The organism is Rahnella sp. NRRL B-41462 (assembly GCF_003263525.1).
Taxonomy (GTDB): domain Bacteria; phylum Pseudomonadota; class Gammaproteobacteria; order Enterobacterales; family Enterobacteriaceae; genus Rahnella; species Rahnella aceris.
On the sequence record NZ_JYDF01000029.1, the window covers coordinates 24,198 to 41,089 of the forward strand.

Genomic DNA, 16,892 nt, shown 5'->3' on the forward strand with positions numbered 1-16,892 from the left:
CAGGAAGGAACAGCATGACAGATGTAACTGTAAAATCGCTGGCGGCAGAGATTCAGACTCCGGTAGATCGCCTGGTACAGCAATTTGCTGATGCAGGGATCTCGAAGTCCGAAGCTGACTCTGTGACCCAGCAAGAAAAAGAAACTTTATTGTCGCATCTGAATGGTGGAAATTCAGGTGCGTCAAACAAACTGACGTTACAACGCAAAACGCGTAGTACACTGAATATTCCGAGCACCGGCGGGAAGAGTAAATCGGTGCAAATCGAGGTCCGCAAGAAACGCACTTATGTTAAACGTGATATGACCGAGGCAGAACTTGCCCAGGCCGAAGCGGAAGAGCAGGCGAAGCGTGACGCGGAAGAACAGGCACAGCGTGCAGCAGCGGAGCAAGCCCAGCGCGAAGCTCAGGAAAAAGCCAAACGCGCCGCCGAAGAGCAAGCTAAACGTGAGGCCGCTGATAAAGCTAAGCGTGATGCAGCGGAAAAAGATAAAGTGACCAACCAAAATACCGATGAAGTAACTAAACCAGCTCAGGCAGAGAAAGCACGCCGTGAAGCTGAAGCCGCAGAGCTGAAACGCAAAACGGAAGAAGAAGCCCAGCGTAAGATTGAAGAAAACGCCAAGCGCATCGCAGAAGAGGCCCGTAAAATGGCTGACTCTGGTGTCTGGACTGAAGCTACTGCACCAAGCGAATCAGAATCTGCTGACTATCATGTCACCACTTCTACCCATGCTCGTGCTGCTGAAGACGAAAATGACGCCAAAGTTGAAGGCGAACGTCGTAGCCGTACTCGCGGTGGCAAAGCGACCAAACAGAAAAAAGGCAACAAGCTGTCCGAATCTAAAGCGGATCGCGAAGAAGCCCGTGCTGTTGGCCGTAACGGTAAAGGTAAGCGTAAGCCAAGTACCTTACAGCAGAGCTTTAACAAGCCTGTTGTTGCCGTGAACCGTGATGTTGTTGTGGGTGAAACCATTACTGTTGCTGAGCTGGCAAACAAAATGGCAGTTAAAGGTTCTCAGGTCATCAAAACCATGATGAAACTGGGCGCCATGGCCACCATCAACCAGGTCATTGATCAGGAAACTGCTCAACTGGTTGCAGAAGAAATGGGTCATAAAGTTATCCTGCGTCGTGAGAACGAGCTGGAAGAAGCGCTGATGAGCGATCGTGACACGGGCGCTTCTGCAGCCGCTGAGCCACGCGCTCCGGTTGTGACCATCATGGGCCACGTTGACCACGGTAAAACCTCATTGCTTGACTACATTCGTTCAACGAAAGTGGCAGCAGGCGAGGCCGGTGGTATTACCCAGCATATCGGTGCTTACCACGTAGAAACCGAAAACGGCATGATCACCTTCCTGGATACTCCGGGACACGCCGCGTTTACCTCAATGCGTGCTCGTGGTGCTCAGGCAACGGATATCGTTGTACTGGTTGTTTCTGCAGATGATGGCGTGATGCCACAAACCATCGAGGCCGTACAGCATGCGAAAGCTGCTGGCGTGCCAATCGTGGTTGCAGTGAACAAAATTGATAAGCCAGATGCTGATCCGGACCGTGTTCGTACCGAACTGTCTCAATACGGCGTTATGCCGGAAGAGTGGGGCGGCGAATCTCAGTTCATCCACGTTTCTGCAAAAGTCGGTACCGGTATTGACGATTTGCTGCAAGCTATCTTGCTGCAAGCCGAAGTTCTGGAACTGAAAGCAGTTCGCACCGGTATGGCAAGCGGCGTTGTGATCGAGTCCTTCCTGGACAAAGGTCGTGGCCCGGTTGCTACCGTACTGGTTCAGGAAGGTACGCTGAACAAAGGCGACATCATTCTGTGTGGCTTTGAATACGGCCGTGTCCGTGCGATGCGTGACGAAATGGGGCGTGATATTACGTCTGCGGGTCCTTCTATCCCTGTCGAAGTACTGGGTCTGTCCAGTGTACCGGCTGCGGGGGATGAAGTTACCGTTGTACGTGATGAGAAAAAAGCCCGTGAAGTTGCTCTGTATCGTCAGGGTAAATTCCGCGAAGTTAAACTGGCTCGCCAGCAGAAATCTAAACTGGAAAACATGTTTGCGAACATGACTGAAGGTGAAGTTTCTGAACTGAACATCGTTCTGAAGTCAGACGTTCAGGGTTCTTGTGAAGCGATTTCCGATGCATTGCAAAGCCTTTCTACTGACGAAGTTAAAGTTAAGATCGTCGGTATGGGTGTCGGTGGTATCACTGAAACTGATGCGACACTGGCCGCTGCTTCTAACGCGATCATTCTGGGCTTCAACGTCCGTGCAGATGCTTCCGCCCGCCGCGTCGTAGAAAGCGAAAGCCTGGATCTGCGTTACTACTCTGTCATCTATAACCTGATTGACGAAGTCAAACAGGCGATGAGCGGTATGTTGGCGCCAGAATACAAACAGCAAATCATCGGCCTGGCTGAAGTTCGTGACGTGTTCAAGTCACCTAAATTCGGTGCTATCGCAGGTTGTATGGTGACTGAAGGTATGATCAAGCGTAACAACCCAATCCGTGTACTGCGTGAAAACGTGGTGATCTACGAAGGCGAACTGGAATCCCTGCGTCGCTTCAAAGATGACGTTGCTGAAGTGCGTAACGGCATGGAATGTGGTATTGGCGTTAAGAACTACAACGATGTGCGTACTGGTGATGTGATCGAAGTCTTCGAAATCATCGAGATCAAACGTACTATCGCTTAACGTTTGCGAAGTAGCTGATATCCAGATGGGGGGCCTTGCGCCCCCTTATTTATCTGGAGCAAGTGAGGAGAAAAGCATCATGGCAAAAGAATTTAGCCGTACTCAACGTGTCTCCCAGGAGATGCAAAAAGAAATCGCCATCATCTTACAGCGTGAAGTCAAAGACCCGCGCGTAGGCATGGCGACAGTTTCAGGCGTAGAAGTATCACGCGACCTGGCGTATGCCAAAGTGTTCGTCACCTTCCTGGACGTGCTGACGACTGACAATCACGATCCTGATCGTGTCAAAAATGGCATCAAAGCTTTGCAGGACGCGTCAGGTTTCATCCGTACCCTGATCGGTAAAGCGATGCGTTTACGTGTCGTACCAGAACTGACTTTCGCTTACGACAACTCTTTGGTTGAAGGTATGCGTATGTCCAATCTGGTGACCAATGTCGTGAAGAACGATGCTGAACGCCGTTCAGCTGCAGGCGATGACGAGGAAGCATAATGAGTCGCCCACGTCGCCGCGGCCGTGACATACACGGCGTTCTGCTACTGGACAAATCTTTAGGCTTGTCTTCTAACGATGCACTGCAAAAGGTTAAACGCCTTTATAACGCTAACCGCGCAGGCCATACCGGTGCGCTCGATCCTTTAGCCACCGGTATGCTGCCGCTGTGCCTGGGTGAAGCGACCAAGTTTTCCCGGTTCCTGCTTGATTCTGACAAACGCTATCGCGTGATTGCCCGCATGGGACAACGTACGGATACGTCAGACGCCGAAGGTGCCATCATTCCGAACGTGAAATGACTTTCACTCAGCAGCAACTGGACGACGCACTCGACAGTTTCCGCGGAGAAACTCAGCAAATTCCTTCCATGTATTCAGCATTGAAATATGAAGGGAAAAAACTGTACGAATATGCACGTCAGGGCATCGAAGTCCCGCGAGAATCACGCAGCATTACCGTGTATGAATTGCAGTTTATACGCTGGGAAGGCTTTGATGTTGAGCTGGAGATTCATTGCTCAAAAGGCACTTACATCCGCACGATTGTCGATGATCTTGGTGAGAAACTGGGCTGTGGTGCGCACGTGACTTATCTGCGTCGTTTGCAGGTGGCAACTTATCCTTCAGAGCGAATGGTCACTATGGAAAAACTCCATGAGCTGATCGCTCAGGCAGAAGAGCAGGGCATTGAGCCGCGCTTGCTGCTGGATCCTTTGTTGTTGCCGATGGATAGCGCATGTGAAGATTTCCCGGAAGTGAATCTGTTGCCTGTGGTGGCCGGATATGTCAAACAGGGTCAACCTGTTCAGGCATCTGGTGCGCCCGTCAGCGGTATGGTTCGCATCACTGAAGGCGAAGAACGTAAGTTTATCGGTGTAGGAGAAATTGATGATGATGGCCGCATTGCGCCACGTCGTCTGGTCGTTGAATACACCGACTAAGCGCTTTCTGCCCACCTTGCGATCATATATAGCAAAGGGTAGAATAGCGCAGCTTATGCATTGGGTTGCTGAATTAGAGATCGGCACCCGTTTAATTATCTATAATATTTTGGAGTAAGATTATGTCTCTAAGCGTTGAAGCTAAGGCTCAGATCGTTTCCGACTTCGGTCGCGGCACTAACGACAGTGGTTCTACCGAAGTTCAGGTTGCTCTGCTGACTGCTCAAATTAACCATCTGCAAGGTCACTTTGCAGAACACAAAAAAGATCACCACAGCCGTCGTGGTCTGCTGCGTATGGTTTCTCAGCGTCGTAAACTGCTGGACTACCTGAAGCGTAAAGATGTAGCGCGTTACACCGGCCTGATCGAACGTCTGGGTCTGCGTCGCTAATCAAGCGAGTTTCAGTGTAAAGGGGCCAATAGGCCCCTTTATTCTAGGAAGCTCAGCCAAATCAGGGTACTGTATGGCTGCGGTTTCTACTGTTATTCTAAGAACATGAACTTCCGTTACAGATGTTTTCGCGCGGCTAATGAGAGACTTTATTACCACATTGCCAGGTATATAAGGATTGTCATTAGTCGCGAGAATGTAGTGAGAAGCTCGGATATTTATCGGCGTGAACTGCTGTCATAACAGCTGCGCGTCATACAAAAGGACATTACATTGCTTAATCCGACTATTCGTAAATTCCAATACGGCCAGCACACCGTTACGCTGGAAACTGGCATGATGGCTCGTCAGGCAACTGCCGCTGTTATGGTTAGCATGGACGACACCGCGGTATTCGTTACCGTTGTTGGCCAGAAAAAAGCTAAACCAGGTCAGAGCTTCTTCCCGCTGACTGTTAACTATCAGGAGCGTACTTACGCTGCTGGTCGTATCCCGGGTAGCTTCTTCCGTCGCGAAGGCCGTCCAAGTGAAGGCGAAACACTGACTTCACGTCTGATTGACCGCCCGATTCGCCCGCTATTCCCGGACTCTTTCCTGAATGAAGTTCAGGTTATCGCGACGGTAGTTTCTCTGAACCCACAAGTTAACCCTGACATCGTTGCGATGATCGGTGCGTCTGCTGCCCTGAGCCTGTCTGGTATTCCATTCAATGGCCCGATCGGTGCTGCACGCGTTGGTTACATCAACGATCAGTATGTTCTGAACCCAACCGCAGATGAGCTGAAAACAAGCCGTCTGGACCTGGTTGTTGCCGGTACTCAGGGCGCGGTTCTGATGGTTGAGTCTGAAGCTGAAGTGCTGAGCGAAGATCAGATGCTGGGCGCAGTGGTATTCGGCCACGAACAACAACAAATCGTTATCGACAACATCAACTCACTGGTTGCTGAAGTTGGTAAGCCGAAATGGGACTGGCAGCCAGAAGCGGTTAACGCAGAGCTGCACGCTCGCGTCGCTGCCTTGTCTGAATCCCGTCTGGGTGATGCGTACCTGATCACCGAGAAACAAGAACGTTACAACCAGATTAATGTGATCAAAGCTGACGTTGTTCAGGCTCTGCAGGCTGAAGACGAATCCCTGGACGCTGGTGAAATCTCTGACATTCTGGGCAGCATCGAGAAGAATGTGGTTCGTAGCCGTGTGCTGCGTGGCGAGCCGCGTATTGATGGTCGCGAAAAAGACATGATCCGTGGTCTGGACGTGCGCACTGGCGTTCTGCCACGTACTCACGGTTCTGCTTTGTTCACCCGTGGCGAAACTCAGGCGCTGGTCACTGCCACTCTGGGTACTGCGCGTGATGCACAGAACCTGGATGAGCTGATGGGCGAAAAAACTGACAGCTTCCTGTTCCATTACAACTTCCCTCCGTACTCAGTAGGTGAAACTGGGATGGTGGGTTCGCCAAAACGTCGTGAGATTGGCCATGGCCGTCTTGCTAAGCGTGGCGTGCTGGCGATGATGCCAAAACCAGAAGACTTCCCGTACACCGTACGTGTGGTTTCTGAAATCACTGAATCCAACGGTTCATCTTCAATGGCTTCTGTTTGTGGCGCATCTCTGGCCCTGATGGACGCAGGTGTTCCGATTAAAGCCGCTGTTGCGGGTATCGCAATGGGTCTGGTTAAAGAAGGCGAAAGCTTTATCGTTCTGTCCGACATTCTGGGTGACGAAGATCATCTGGGCGACATGGACTTTAAAGTGGCCGGTAGCCGCGACGGTATCACCGCGCTGCAAATGGACATTAAAATCGAAGGTATCACCCGCGAAATCATGCAGGTGGCTCTGAATCAGGCTAAGGGTGCACGTCTGCACATTCTGGGCGTGATGGAACAAGCTATCAGCATTCCACGTGGCGATATCTCTCAGTTTGCTCCGCGTATCCACACCATCAAGATCAGCCCGGACAAAATCAAGGACGTGATCGGTAAAGGTGGTTCTGTGATTCGTGCGCTGACCGAAGAAACCGGCACCACGATCGAAATCGAAGATGACGGTACTGTGAAAATCGCAGCCACCGACGGCGAGAAAGCGAAATACGCTATTCGTCGTATCGAAGAGATCACTGCTGAAATCGAAGTTGGCCGTATCTATCAGGGTAAAGTGACCCGTATCGTAGACTTTGGCGCATTTGTTGCCATCGGCGGCGGTAAAGAAGGTCTGGTGCATATTTCTCAAATCGCTGACAAGCGTGTAGAGAAAGTGACTGATTACCTGCAGATGGGCCAGGAAGTTCCGGTTAAAGTTCTCGAAGTTGACCGTCAGGGTCGTGTGCGTCTGAGCATCAAAGAAGCTACCGCACCTTCTCAGGACGAAACAACTGAGCAACCTGCAGCAGAATAATCTGTAACAGAAGTTTTACAGCTCCTTTCCATTTGGGAAGGAGCTGTTCGTCTCACGGACGCAGGACGCGTTTGTGTTAAGCAAGCGGATGACAGGATGTTCATCCAATGTTTGTCTCCGGGAGTAGAAATGAAGCCTTTCTTGCGCTGGTGTTATGTTGCGACAGCACTTATGTTGGCAGGATGCAGCAACCATGATTGGCGTAAAAATGAAGTTCTGGCGATTCCGTTGCAGCCAACGTTGCAGCAGGAAGTCATCCTGGCACGCATGGAACAAATACTTGCCAGTCGGTCATTAACCGATGATGAGAGAGCACAGCTATTATATGAGCGCGGTGTGCTGTATGATAGTCTCGGGCTAAGAGCACTGGCGCGAAATGATTTTTCACAAGCGCTGTCTATTCGTCCTGATATGCCAGAAGTTTTTAACTACCTGGGGATTTACCTAACGCAGGCAGGCAATTTCGATGCTGCCTATGAAGCGTTTGATTCTGTACTAGAGCTTGATCCAACTTACAACTACGCGCGTTTGAACCGAGGTATCGCCCTGTATTACGGTGGCCGATTCTCGTTAGCGCAGGATGATCTGCAGGCGTTTTATCGAGACGATCCAAATGATCCCTTCCGTTCGTTATGGCTTTATCTTGCGGAGCGAGAAATCAATCCAAAGAATGCCGACGTAGCGCTTCAACAGCGTTATGACAAAGCGGACAGAGGGCAATGGGGATGGAATATCGTCGAATTCTACCTGGGCAAAATCAGCGAATCTACGCTGATGGAACGCCTCAAGGCAGAAGCAACGGATAACACTTCGCTCGCTGAGCATCTCAGTGAAACTGACTTCTATTTAGGTAAACATTACCTAAGTCTGGGGGACAAGAACAGCGCCGCGGCACTGTTCAAACTGACGGTAGCTAACAATGTCCATAACTTTGTTGAGCACCGCTATGCATTGTTGGAATTGGCGCTTTTGGGCCATGAGCAAGACGACCTATCAGAATCGGACCAGCAATAGCTGACGACACCAATCAGCCTTTTAATCATGGTATTTACCATTTTTAAGCGCCTTAACGGGCGAGGGTTGCTTTGTTCGTTTTATAATCTAATTTGAGCCGGTTCACACTTTTCAATGAAAATGACTGAAAATTTTCTCGACGAGTTATGTAGACTGGCTGCCATTATTAATGAGGCACGTGTACATGACTACTGAGCTTGAAACCTCTTTTGCTGACCTGGGGCTGTCTGCTCCGATCATTTCTGCCCTTACTGATTTGGGCTACGAAAAACCTTCACCAATCCAGGCTGAGTGTATTCCTCACCTGTTAAGTGGCCGCGACGTTCTGGGTATGGCTCAGACAGGTTCCGGTAAAACAGCCGCATTCTCTTTACCGCTGCTGCACAATATTGATGCTTCACTGAAAGCACCACAAATTCTTGTTCTGGCACCTACCCGCGAACTGGCGGTTCAGGTTGCTGAAGCAATGACTGATTTCTCTAAACACATGCATGGCGTGAATGTGGTTGCCCTTTATGGCGGCCAGCGCTATGACGTCCAGTTGCGCGCACTGCGTCAGGGACCACAAGTTGTTGTGGGTACACCGGGCCGCCTGCTGGACCACCTGAAACGCGGCACCCTGAACCTCTCTAACCTGAGTGGCCTGGTGCTGGACGAAGCTGATGAAATGCTGCGTATGGGCTTCATCGAAGACGTCGAAACTATCATGGCGCAGATCCCGGCTGAACATCAGACCGCGTTGTTCTCTGCAACTATGCCAGAAGCTATCCGTCGCATTACCCGTCGCTTCATGAAAGATCCTCAGGAAGTGCGTATCCAGTCAAGCGTAACCACGCGTCCTGACATCAGCCAGAGCTACTGGTCTGTCTACGGTCTGCGCAAAAACGAAGCGCTGGTGCGTTTCCTGGAAGCAGAAGATTTTGATGCGGCGATCATCTTCGTTCGTACCAAAAACGCAACGCTGGAAGTGGCTGAAGCGCTGGAACGCAGTGGCTACAGCAGTGCTGCACTGAACGGTGACATGAATCAGGCACTGCGCGAGCAGACTCTGGAACGTCTGAAAGATGGCCGTCTGGACATTTTGATCGCAACCGACGTGGCAGCACGTGGTCTCGATGTAGAACGTATCAGCCTGGTTGTTAACTACGACATCCCGATGGACTCAGAATCTTACGTTCACCGTATCGGTCGTACCGGTCGTGCTGGCCGTGCGGGTCGCGCACTGCTGTTCGTTGAGAACCGTGAACGTCGTTTGCTGCGTAACATTGAACGCACCATGAAGCTGACCATTCCAGAAGTTGAAATCCCAACTGCAGAAGTTCTGGGCGAACGTCGTCTGGCTAAGTTTGCAGCGAAAGTTCAGCAACAACTGGAAAGCAGCGATCTGGATCAATACCGTGCGCTGCTGGCGAAACTGCAACCTGCAGAAGAGCTGGACGTTGAAACACTGGCGGCGGCACTGTTGAAAATGGCACAGGGCGAACGTCCTTTGATCGTTGCAGCGGATCCGGTCTTCAAAAGCCGTCCACCACGTCGTGAATTCGAAGAACGTGGTGACCGCGGTGATCGTGGCGATCGTCGTGACCGTCCGGTACGTAGCAATGATCGTCCTGCACGTGATGGCGACAGCCCACGTCGTGAGCGTCGTGACGCTGGCGAAATGGAACTGTATCGCATCGAAGTGGGTCGTGACGATGGCGTTGAAGTTCGTCACATCGTTGGCGCTATCGCTAACGAAGGCGACATCAGCAGCCGTTACATCGGTAACATCAAGCTGTTCGGTACGCACTCTACTATCGAATTGCCGAAAGGTATGCCGGGCGAGATCCTGTCTCACTTCACCCGTACACGTATCCTGAATAAACCGATGAACATGCAGTTGATCGGTGATGCGGTGCCACAGGCTCCACGTCGTGATCGTCCGGCCGGTGCTGGCGGTGAGCGTCGTGGTAACGGTGCTCCGCGTCCGTTCAACGGTGAACGTCGTGAAGGTGCCCGTGGTACTGGTGCTCCACGTACTTTCAGTGGTGACCGCCGTGAAGGCGCTTCAGCCGCAGGTGACCGTCGTCCGCCAAGCCGCGCACCACGTCGTACTTCTGACGCATAATCTGATTTCAGTTCGCTGATCCTCAGATAATAAAAAACCAGCCTTCATCAGGCTGGTTTTTTTTCGTCTGCAATTTACGGGGCCGGTTAGCCAATACGCTGCGCTTTAACCAGTTCACCTTGAAGCTGTGAAACAATCTCGAATGAATGCAGGCGTGCCTGATGATCAAAAATCTGGCCGTTGATCATCAGTTCATCGGCTTCGGTTTCACGCAGAATATTTTGCAGACCCTGACGCACCGTTTCTTTATTGCCGACCACCGACATACGTAGCGCATTATCCACGCCAAAACGTTCCTGAGCGGACCATAAGCTTTCGATGTTATCGACCGGCGCAGGCAGTTTGCCCGGCATGCCGCGACGCAAATTGATGAACTGCTGCTGATTAGAGGTGAACATCCGGCGCGCTTCTTCATCCGTATCGGCAGCAATGGCATTGATACAGACCATTGCGTGCGGTTTCTCAAGCTGCGCGGAAGGCTGGAACTTGCTGCGGTAAATCGCTAACGCCTGATACAGCATGTCTGGTGCGAAATGTGAGGCGAAGGCAAATGGCAGGCCGAGGGCCGCCGCCAGTTGAGCGCTGTACAGGCTGGAGCCGAGTAACCAGATTGGCACATGCAAACCCTGGCCGGGCACGGCCTGAACCGGTTGCTGAGGCTGAACATCACCGAAGTACATCTGCAATTCCTGCACATCCTGCGGGAAGTTATCGATTTCACCGGAAAGATGGCGGCGCAGGGCAATCATGGTGCGCTGATCGGTACCCGGCGCACGGCCCAGCCCCAGATCCACACGGTTCGGATAGAGCGTGGCGAGCGTACCGAACTGTTCTGCAATCACCAGCGGTGAGTGGTTTGGTAGCATCACGCCGCCGGAACCCACACGAATCGTTTTCGTCCCACCCGCGATATACCCCAGCAGCACAGAGGTTGCCGCACTGGCGATGCCGGTCATATTGTGGTGCTCTGCCATCCAGTAACGCTGGTAGCCCCATTTCTCGGCATGCTGTGCCAGATCCAGTGAACACTGGAATGCGCGGGCAGGATCCGCGCCTTGCGGAACCGGTGCCAGATCGAGAACGGAAAGGGGAACGGTGTTTTTATCAGACATAATCGCAGCTCACTCTTAATGGAGGTGAGGGGAGAAAGTATTCACTCCGCTCATAATTAGAACGAGTATTACCCAATGCTGACGTATTGAATACGGCATTTGTGCTCTTAAATGCCGTTTAAACATCCTAAAATCAGATTGAAATAACTTAAACTATCATTTCAGCCAATATGTTGTTTTGTGTTAAAAACGGGCAAACAAAAAGGGTGTCGCACCGATGAGTAAACGAATTTTATTGACCCTCCTGCTGGTCGCCGTTGCGGTTTCTCTGGCGGTGCTGTTTCGGGCGCACAATCAGGATCTCTTGTTACAGGGCGAAGTTGACGCGCCGGAAGTGATTGTGGCGTCGAAAGCTAAGGGCCGCGTCATAGAGCGCCATGTGGAACGCGGCGACGATGTCAAAGCCGGGCAGCTATTGATCACCCTCGACAGCCCCGAGCTGATGGCGCAGTTGCGCGCGGCCGAAGCGGCGCGCGATCAGGCAAAAGCCCAGCTTGATCTTTCCGTTAACGGCACCCGTGAAGAAAGTATCCGTAACCTGAAAGCCTCGCTGGCGCAGTCGCAGGCGGAATACATTAATGCACGTGATCTTTATAACCGTAATGCCCAAGTGGCGACCAAAGGCTTTATTTCTGCTTCTGATTTAGAAGATTCCCGCCGTGCCCGCGACAGTGCTTATCAGCAGGTATTAGTCGCCAAAGCTAATCTGGATGAAGGCGTCAACGGCGACCGCGTTGAGCAACGCGAAAGCTATGCCGCCCAGTTGCGTCAGGCGGAAGAAGATCTGCTGGAAGTGAAAGCGCAAACCGATGATTTGCAGGTTAAAGCACCGGTTGATGGTGAAGTCGGGCCAGTTCCCGTGGAAGTCGGCGAGCTGCAAAATGCCTCGAGTCCGTTACTGACGTTAGTTCGTCTGCCTGATGCGTATTTCGTGTTTAACCTGCGGGAAGATATTCTGGCGGGCGTGCGTAAAGGCGATAAAGTCCAGATGCGCGTTCCGGCGCTGAATAACCAGATGATCGAAGCTGAAGTGCGCTACATTGCACCGCTCGGCGATTATGCGACCAAACGTGCCACGCGTGCGACCGGCGACTTTGATTTAAAAACCTTTGAAGTGCGTCTGTACCCTGCGAAACCGGTGCCCGGATTACGACAGGGCATGAGCGCGTTGTGGCAATGGAAAGCTAAGTGAGACCGGTTAAAGCGCCGCGCAGTGAAAGGGTAAAAGCCGCATGGCGCTGTTTCAGTCGGGCTTTTACCCGCGAGACCCGGCACGCTTTCCGCAAGCCGGTGATTCACTGGTTGTGCTGGATTTTCCCTTTGCTGCTTTTCGGGCTCATCAGCAGCAACTTTTCGGAAGGCACTTTGCTGGATTTACCGGTTTCTGTGGTCGACAACGATCACAGCCCGCTGTCCAAAACGCTGGTCCGCAAACTGGACGCCGGTTCCCATGCGCACGTGCAGGCTTTCGGGGGGGGCTTACCGGAAGCGGAATACCGTCTGCGTACCGCGCAGGATTACGCGCTTTTGTATATTCCCAACGACTTCGAAGCCGACGTGCTGGCTGGAAAACAGCCCAGTGCGGTGCTCTATTACAACGCTTTATTCTATGGTGCCGGACTGTACTCCACTCAGGATTTCAGCGGACTGATCACCGAACTTAACACCCGTTACCGTTCAATCATTGCGACAGAAATGGGCAAAACGCTGCCGTCGCTGGCAAGCGTCGATGTCTCTTATGGCAGCTTATTTAACGCCAGCGGCAGCTACATCTATTACCAGCAATTTGCCGCGACCATTCACCTGCTGCAATTGTTTACAGTAACCTGCATGATCTACGTGATGGCGCGCAGTCAGGCCTTACTCAGCGCGCCTTCTTTCACTCTGGCATTGCTCGGTAAACTCGCACCGTATACGTTGTGTTTCACCACTTTGCTGATGGTGGAAATCGCTATGCTGGTCGGATTCTTTGACGCACGTGTCAGCGGTAACCCCTTATATATGCTGCTGATCGGTTTTTTCTATGTGATCGCCGCACAAAGTCTTGGATTGCTGCTTTTCACCTTCACCAAAACCACGATCACGGCTTACACCATGATGGGGATTTTCGTCAGTATCGCGCTGACATTCTCGGGAATGGCGGTACCGGTACTGTCGATGCCACTGCCCGCCCGTATTATCTCCGGCATCGAACCCCTGAGTTACGCACTGGCCGCCATGTTTGACGTTTTCCTGCGCGAAGTGTCGGTGCGCGGCATCCTGATGGTGTGCTGCATCCTGCTGATCTATCCGCTGCTGACCAGTTTGCTGGTACGTAAACGCCTGTATATGCGGATGAAACAACAGGAGCCAGGACAATGACCGGTCGCGAATGGGTTAAAACCTGGTGGAAAACCTTCGGTAAAGTGCTCACCGGTTTGCTCGATAAACCGATGTGGATGATGTTGCTGCTTTCACTGTGCGTGATGAGTCTGGTGTATGCCAACCGTACGGTGTGGGATTTGCCCGTCGCGGTGATCGACCAGGATCACAGCACCGCCAGTCGCATGCTGGCCCGTCAGCTTGATGCGGGATCGAAAATTGCCACTGTCGCTTATGACAATCTGGCGGAAGCGGAACACGATCTGGCGCTGCGAAAACTGTTCGCGGTGATCATCATGCCGGTCGATCTGGAGAAGAAGATCCTCGCCGGACAAAACATCGTGATCCCGGTGTATGGCGATGCGACTAACCGGCTGGCAAACGGGCAAATCCAGCAGGATGTGCTCGCGGCGTATCAGTCGATCCTCACGCAGTACAATACGGATTTGCTGCTCAGTAACGGTTTCAGTGAGCGTCAGGCCAGCGTGGTGCTTTCGCCGATCCTCGGCCAGTCGCTTGACGTGTTTAACCCCGGCATCAGTTTTGCCGCGATTATTTTCCCCGGCTTGCTGGTGATGTTATTGCAGCACTCGCTGCTGATCGCCAGCGTGCGTGTCAGTATTGTGCTCAATAGCGGGCCTGCCGGGAAACCTTCGATCCCGGCTTTTCTGGGGGGGATTTCGGCGCTGATCCCGGTCTGGCTGTTTCTGTCGATCGTATTGTTTGTGCTGTGGCCGTGGGTATTGGGTTACCGGCAAACGGCCACCATTCCTGAAATTTTGCTGCTGACCTTCCCGTTCCTGCTGGCGGTTCTGGGCTTAGGAAAACTGGTGACGGAATGCCTGCGCAGCGTGGAGCTGATTTACCTGACGCTGGCCTTCCTGACCACGCCGGTGTTCTATATTTCCGGTACCATCTGGCCGTTGCAGGCGATGCCAGCGTGGGTTCGGGCCATTTCTTCGATGCTCCCTTCAACGTGGGCGACTAAAGCGATTGCCGGTGTGAATCAGATGGGATTGCCGTTTAAAGACGTCGGCGGCGATATTATGATGCTGCTGATCCTCTGCGTGTTTTACACATTCATCGGCATTGCCGTGGGCATGCTGCGCGATGGCGTACGGCTGCGCGCGATGTTCCGGCCGAAGCATCCCCGCGCATAAAAAAGGATATGACCGTAACGTCATATCCCCTTTTAATTTTGTCTGCATGCGGTTACTGACGCAGTTCCAGCCCGGCGACGCGCTGCCAGTAGCCGTTACAGTCGGCTTTATCGGTGAGCGTCAGCGGATGCAGACCACGTTCGTTAGTACGAAACGCTTCGAGTGTGGCGAGCGTGCCGATGGTTTCCGGCGACAGACGCACAATATCCACCAGTCCCTGCATCGACGTCAGTTCATTGCCGAGGTTATAGCAATACCCGCTCTGCGTCTGAATGCCGTTGAGCACGAACACCTGCTGATTTTCCTGAGACAGCATTTTGCGGCCCTGCGGATAATTGATGCAGCAGGTTTCACACTCATCCTTCGCCCGGTTTTCTGAGCGTGCGGTAAAACAGCGCGCCGAATACGCCAGCGGCAGATGTCCGTAGGACAACACTTCCACTTCAAACTTATCGCGGATGCCCAGATCCTGACACTGGTTCAGCAGGTTCACCAGCCAGTCGCGGGAAAGCTCGACCGGCATACACCAGCGTACCATGCCCTGTTTTTGCAGGATTTTCAGCGTGACCGCGTTATAGCAGTTCAGCGCATGGCCGACGACAAACGGCAGGTTACGCTCAGCCGCCATATTCACCGCGCCGAAATCATTGGCTTCCAGCAAAAACTCGCCATTCTCCACATAACGTTTCAGTTCGTTAAGCTCGGACGGTGCCTGTAACAACGCCAGCGTGGAAATCACCACCTGTTTGCCGGTTGCTGCCAGCTGACGGGCGATCTCCAGCCAGTCGTTCACTTTCATTTCACGGCGTTTGGTACATACATTTTCGCCGAGGTAAATCACATCCGCGCTGCTGGCCGCCGCGGCCTGATAAAAATCTTCAACCTGTGCTTTCGGCCAGTAATAAAGGATGGTGCCTAAAGAATATTTCATCATCGTCTCTTCAGTTACTGCCACTTGCGGTGATAGGCACCGAGCGTCGTTTGTGTGCCCTCAGACATGGAACCCAGCGTGTTCATCCAGGCTTCATCGGTTTTGAAGTTTTGCGGATCGGCCATACAGCGGTCGATGGCCGCACGCCATACGCGCGCGACCTGGCTGACGTACGCCGGGCTGCGCTGGCGTCCTTCAATTTTCACCGAGGCAATATTCGCGGCGAACAGTTCCGGTAATAATTCCAGCGTATTCAGGCTGGTTGGTTCTTCCAGCGCATGGTATTTCGCGCCATCCACCAGATAACGACCTTTGCACAGCGTCGGATAACCGGCGTTTTCACCTTCTTCATAACGGTCGATCAGGACATCATTCAGCCGTGATTCCATGCCCTGTGCGGTCTGTTGCCAGCGCACGAACCGCGCCGGAGAACAGGCACCGACGGTATTTGGCGATTCACCGGTCAGATAAGACGAAAGATAGCAGCGGCCTTCGGCCATAATGCACAAACTGCCGAACGCGAACACTTCCAGCGGCACAACAGTAGTACGGGAAAGCTGACGCACCTGATGCATGGAAAGCACACGCGGCAATACCACTCGGGCGACATCAAAGTTGCGTTTATAAAAACGAATGGCTTCGTCATTGGTGGCCGAAGCCTGCACCGACACATGGCGCTCAACGTGGGGATATTTATTCGCCGCGTAATCCAGCATCGCCAGATCTGCCAGAATCAGCGCATCAGCGCCGAGTTGTGCCGCCATATCCACCGCGCGTTCCCAGCGCTGATAGCCGTCAGGATGTGCAAACGTATTGATGGCGATATGCAGTTTACGGCGGTGGCGGTGAACATAACTGGCGGCTTCCTGCAGCTTTTTTTCCGTAAAATTCAGGCCGGCGAAATGGCGCGCATTGGTGTCATCTTTCAGGCCGATATAAACCGCATCAGCGCCATTGTCGATTGCCGCTTTCAGCGCAGGTAAATTTCCTGCCGGGCAAAGTAGCTCCATTCTCGTTCCTTACTGCAACCGGTCAGCCAAAGCTGAAAAGTTGGGGGTGATGAAAAGCCAGTTGCCGACGTCATTCATTCATCAGTCAGGGCTTTGATTGGTGAACTATTTTAGAGAAGGCAGGGATGCAATATTTTGATTTGAGGCAGTTTCTGCGGCGTTGAAGGGCTTACCGCCGTCGGGGAGGTTGTACGTGGCGTTTTTCTGTTGCAGTATTTATTGATGTAGACCGCTGAACGTTCCCGGCAATGTGTCAAAATAGGC

13 protein-coding genes and 1 pseudogene are annotated in these 16,892 nt (G+C 52.4%); 11 read left to right on the forward strand and 3 right to left on the reverse strand.

Annotated features, from left to right (window positions below; translation table 11 throughout):
• Nucleotides 1-14 precede the first annotated feature (14 nt).
• The 8 genes and pseudogenes from infB to UC14_RS08420 all read left to right on the forward strand — a co-directional run bounded on the left by infB (nt 15) and on the right by UC14_RS08420 (nt 10,054).
• Nucleotides 15-2,708 (forward strand): translation initiation factor IF-2, encoded by a 2,694-nt coding sequence (gene infB / locus UC14_RS08385; protein WP_013573820.1) that lies wholly within the window; start codon nt 15-17, stop codon nt 2,706-2,708.
• Nucleotides 2,709-2,787: 79 nt separating this feature from the next.
• Nucleotides 2,788-3,201, forward strand: a complete 414-nt coding sequence (gene rbfA, locus UC14_RS08390) for a 30S ribosome-binding factor RbfA (protein ID WP_014333704.1) — start codon at nt 2,788-2,790, stop codon at nt 3,199-3,201.
• Nucleotides 3,201-4,144: pseudogene (gene truB / locus UC14_RS08395) on the forward strand (tRNA pseudouridine(55) synthase TruB). The gene rbfA and the pseudogene truB overlap by 1 nt, the downstream one beginning before the upstream one ends.
• 122 nt (nt 4,145-4,266) lie before the next feature.
• Nucleotides 4,267-4,536, forward strand: a complete 270-nt coding sequence (rpsO, locus tag UC14_RS08400; protein WP_013573823.1) for a 30S ribosomal protein S15 — start codon at nt 4,267-4,269, stop codon at nt 4,534-4,536.
• A gap of 273 nt (nt 4,537-4,809) precedes the next feature.
• Complete coding sequence (gene pnp, locus UC14_RS08405) at nt 4,810-6,933, forward strand: polyribonucleotide nucleotidyltransferase (protein ID WP_013573824.1); 2,124 nt, start codon at nt 4,810-4,812, stop codon at nt 6,931-6,933.
• A 129-nt stretch (nt 6,934-7,062) separates the two neighbouring features.
• Nucleotides 7,063-7,947: a lipoprotein NlpI gene (gene nlpI / locus UC14_RS08410; RefSeq protein ID WP_014333708.1), complete on the forward strand. Its 885-nt coding sequence runs from the start codon at nt 7,063-7,065 to the stop codon at nt 7,945-7,947.
• Nucleotides 7,948-8,067: 120 nt separating this feature from the next.
• The gene (gene yrbN, locus UC14_RS27350; RefSeq protein WP_223499600.1) at nt 8,068-8,142 is read left to right on the forward strand and encodes a protein YrbN; all 75 of its coding nucleotides are present in this window, start codon (nt 8,068-8,070) and stop codon (nt 8,140-8,142) included.
• Nucleotides 8,132-10,054: a DEAD/DEAH family ATP-dependent RNA helicase gene (locus UC14_RS08420; RefSeq protein ID WP_013573826.1), complete on the forward strand. Its 1,923-nt coding sequence runs from the start codon at nt 8,132-8,134 to the stop codon at nt 10,052-10,054. Before yrbN ends, UC14_RS08420 begins: the two co-directional genes overlap by 11 nt.
• 86 nt (nt 10,055-10,140) lie before the next feature.
• Here UC14_RS08420 and UC14_RS08425 read toward each other — a convergent pair whose 3' ends face one another.
• Nucleotides 10,141-11,166, reverse strand: a complete 1,026-nt coding sequence (locus UC14_RS08425) for a luciferase-like monooxygenase (protein WP_013573827.1) — start codon at nt 11,164-11,166, stop codon at nt 10,141-10,143.
• 217 nt (nt 11,167-11,383) lie between these two features.
• On the opposite strand from UC14_RS08425, the gene UC14_RS08430 reads away from it, so the two are divergent.
• The 3 genes from UC14_RS08430 to UC14_RS08440 are packed head-to-tail and all read left to right on the forward strand — an operon-like array spanning nt 11,384 to nt 14,687.
• Nucleotides 11,384-12,358, forward strand: coding sequence for an HlyD family secretion protein (locus UC14_RS08430; protein WP_013573828.1), 975 nt, complete (start codon nt 11,384-11,386; stop codon nt 12,356-12,358).
• Entirely contained in the window at nt 12,355-13,527 is a 1,173-nt protein-coding gene (locus UC14_RS08435) for an ABC transporter permease (protein ID WP_112152048.1), read from the forward strand. Before UC14_RS08430 ends, UC14_RS08435 begins: the two co-directional genes overlap by 4 nt.
• On the forward strand, nt 13,524-14,687 hold the full coding sequence (locus UC14_RS08440; RefSeq protein ID WP_013573830.1) for an ABC transporter permease: 1,164 nt from the start codon (nt 13,524-13,526) through the stop codon (nt 14,685-14,687). Before UC14_RS08435 ends, UC14_RS08440 begins: the two co-directional genes overlap by 4 nt.
• A gap of 52 nt (nt 14,688-14,739) precedes the next feature.
• Here UC14_RS08440 and UC14_RS08445 read toward each other — a convergent pair whose 3' ends face one another.
• Nucleotides 14,740-15,618, reverse strand: coding sequence for a U32 family peptidase (locus tag UC14_RS08445; RefSeq protein ID WP_013573831.1), 879 nt, complete (start codon nt 15,616-15,618; stop codon nt 14,740-14,742).
• Nucleotides 15,619-15,632: 14 nt separating this feature from the next.
• Nucleotides 15,633-16,628 carry a peptidase U32 family protein gene (locus tag UC14_RS08450; RefSeq protein ID WP_013573832.1) on the reverse strand — a complete coding sequence of 332 codons (996 nt, stop codon included), beginning with the start codon at nt 16,626-16,628 and terminating at the stop codon, nt 15,633-15,635.
• Between the last annotated feature and the right edge of the window lie 264 nt (nt 16,629-16,892).

Excerpts from the sequence above, each read along its gene's own strand:
- rpsO (WP_013573823.1), top strand. The coding sequence starts at position 4,267 with ATGTCTCTAAGCGTTGAAGCTAAGGCTCAGATCGTTTCCGACTTCGGT.
- nlpI (WP_014333708.1), top strand. The coding sequence starts at position 7,063 with ATGAAGCCTTTCTTGCGCTGGTGTTATGTTGCGACAGCACTTATGTTG.
- rbfA (WP_014333704.1), top strand. The coding sequence starts at position 2,788 with ATGGCAAAAGAATTTAGCCGTACTCAACGTGTCTCCCAGGAGATGCAA.
- UC14_RS08420 (WP_013573826.1), top strand. The coding sequence starts at position 8,132 with ATGACTACTGAGCTTGAAACCTCTTTTGCTGACCTGGGGCTGTCTGCT.
- UC14_RS08445 (WP_013573831.1), bottom strand. The coding sequence starts at position 15,618 with ATGAAATATTCTTTAGGCACCATCCTTTATTACTGGCCGAAAGCACAG.
- UC14_RS08430 (WP_013573828.1), top strand. The coding sequence starts at position 11,384 with ATGAGTAAACGAATTTTATTGACCCTCCTGCTGGTCGCCGTTGCGGTT.
- infB (WP_013573820.1), top strand. The coding sequence starts at position 15 with ATGACAGATGTAACTGTAAAATCGCTGGCGGCAGAGATTCAGACTCCG.
- UC14_RS08450 (WP_013573832.1), bottom strand. The coding sequence starts at position 16,628 with ATGGAGCTACTTTGCCCGGCAGGAAATTTACCTGCGCTGAAAGCGGCA.
- UC14_RS08425 (WP_013573827.1), bottom strand. The coding sequence starts at position 11,166 with ATGTCTGATAAAAACACCGTTCCCCTTTCCGTTCTCGATCTGGCACCG.
- UC14_RS08440 (WP_013573830.1), top strand. The coding sequence starts at position 13,524 with ATGACCGGTCGCGAATGGGTTAAAACCTGGTGGAAAACCTTCGGTAAA.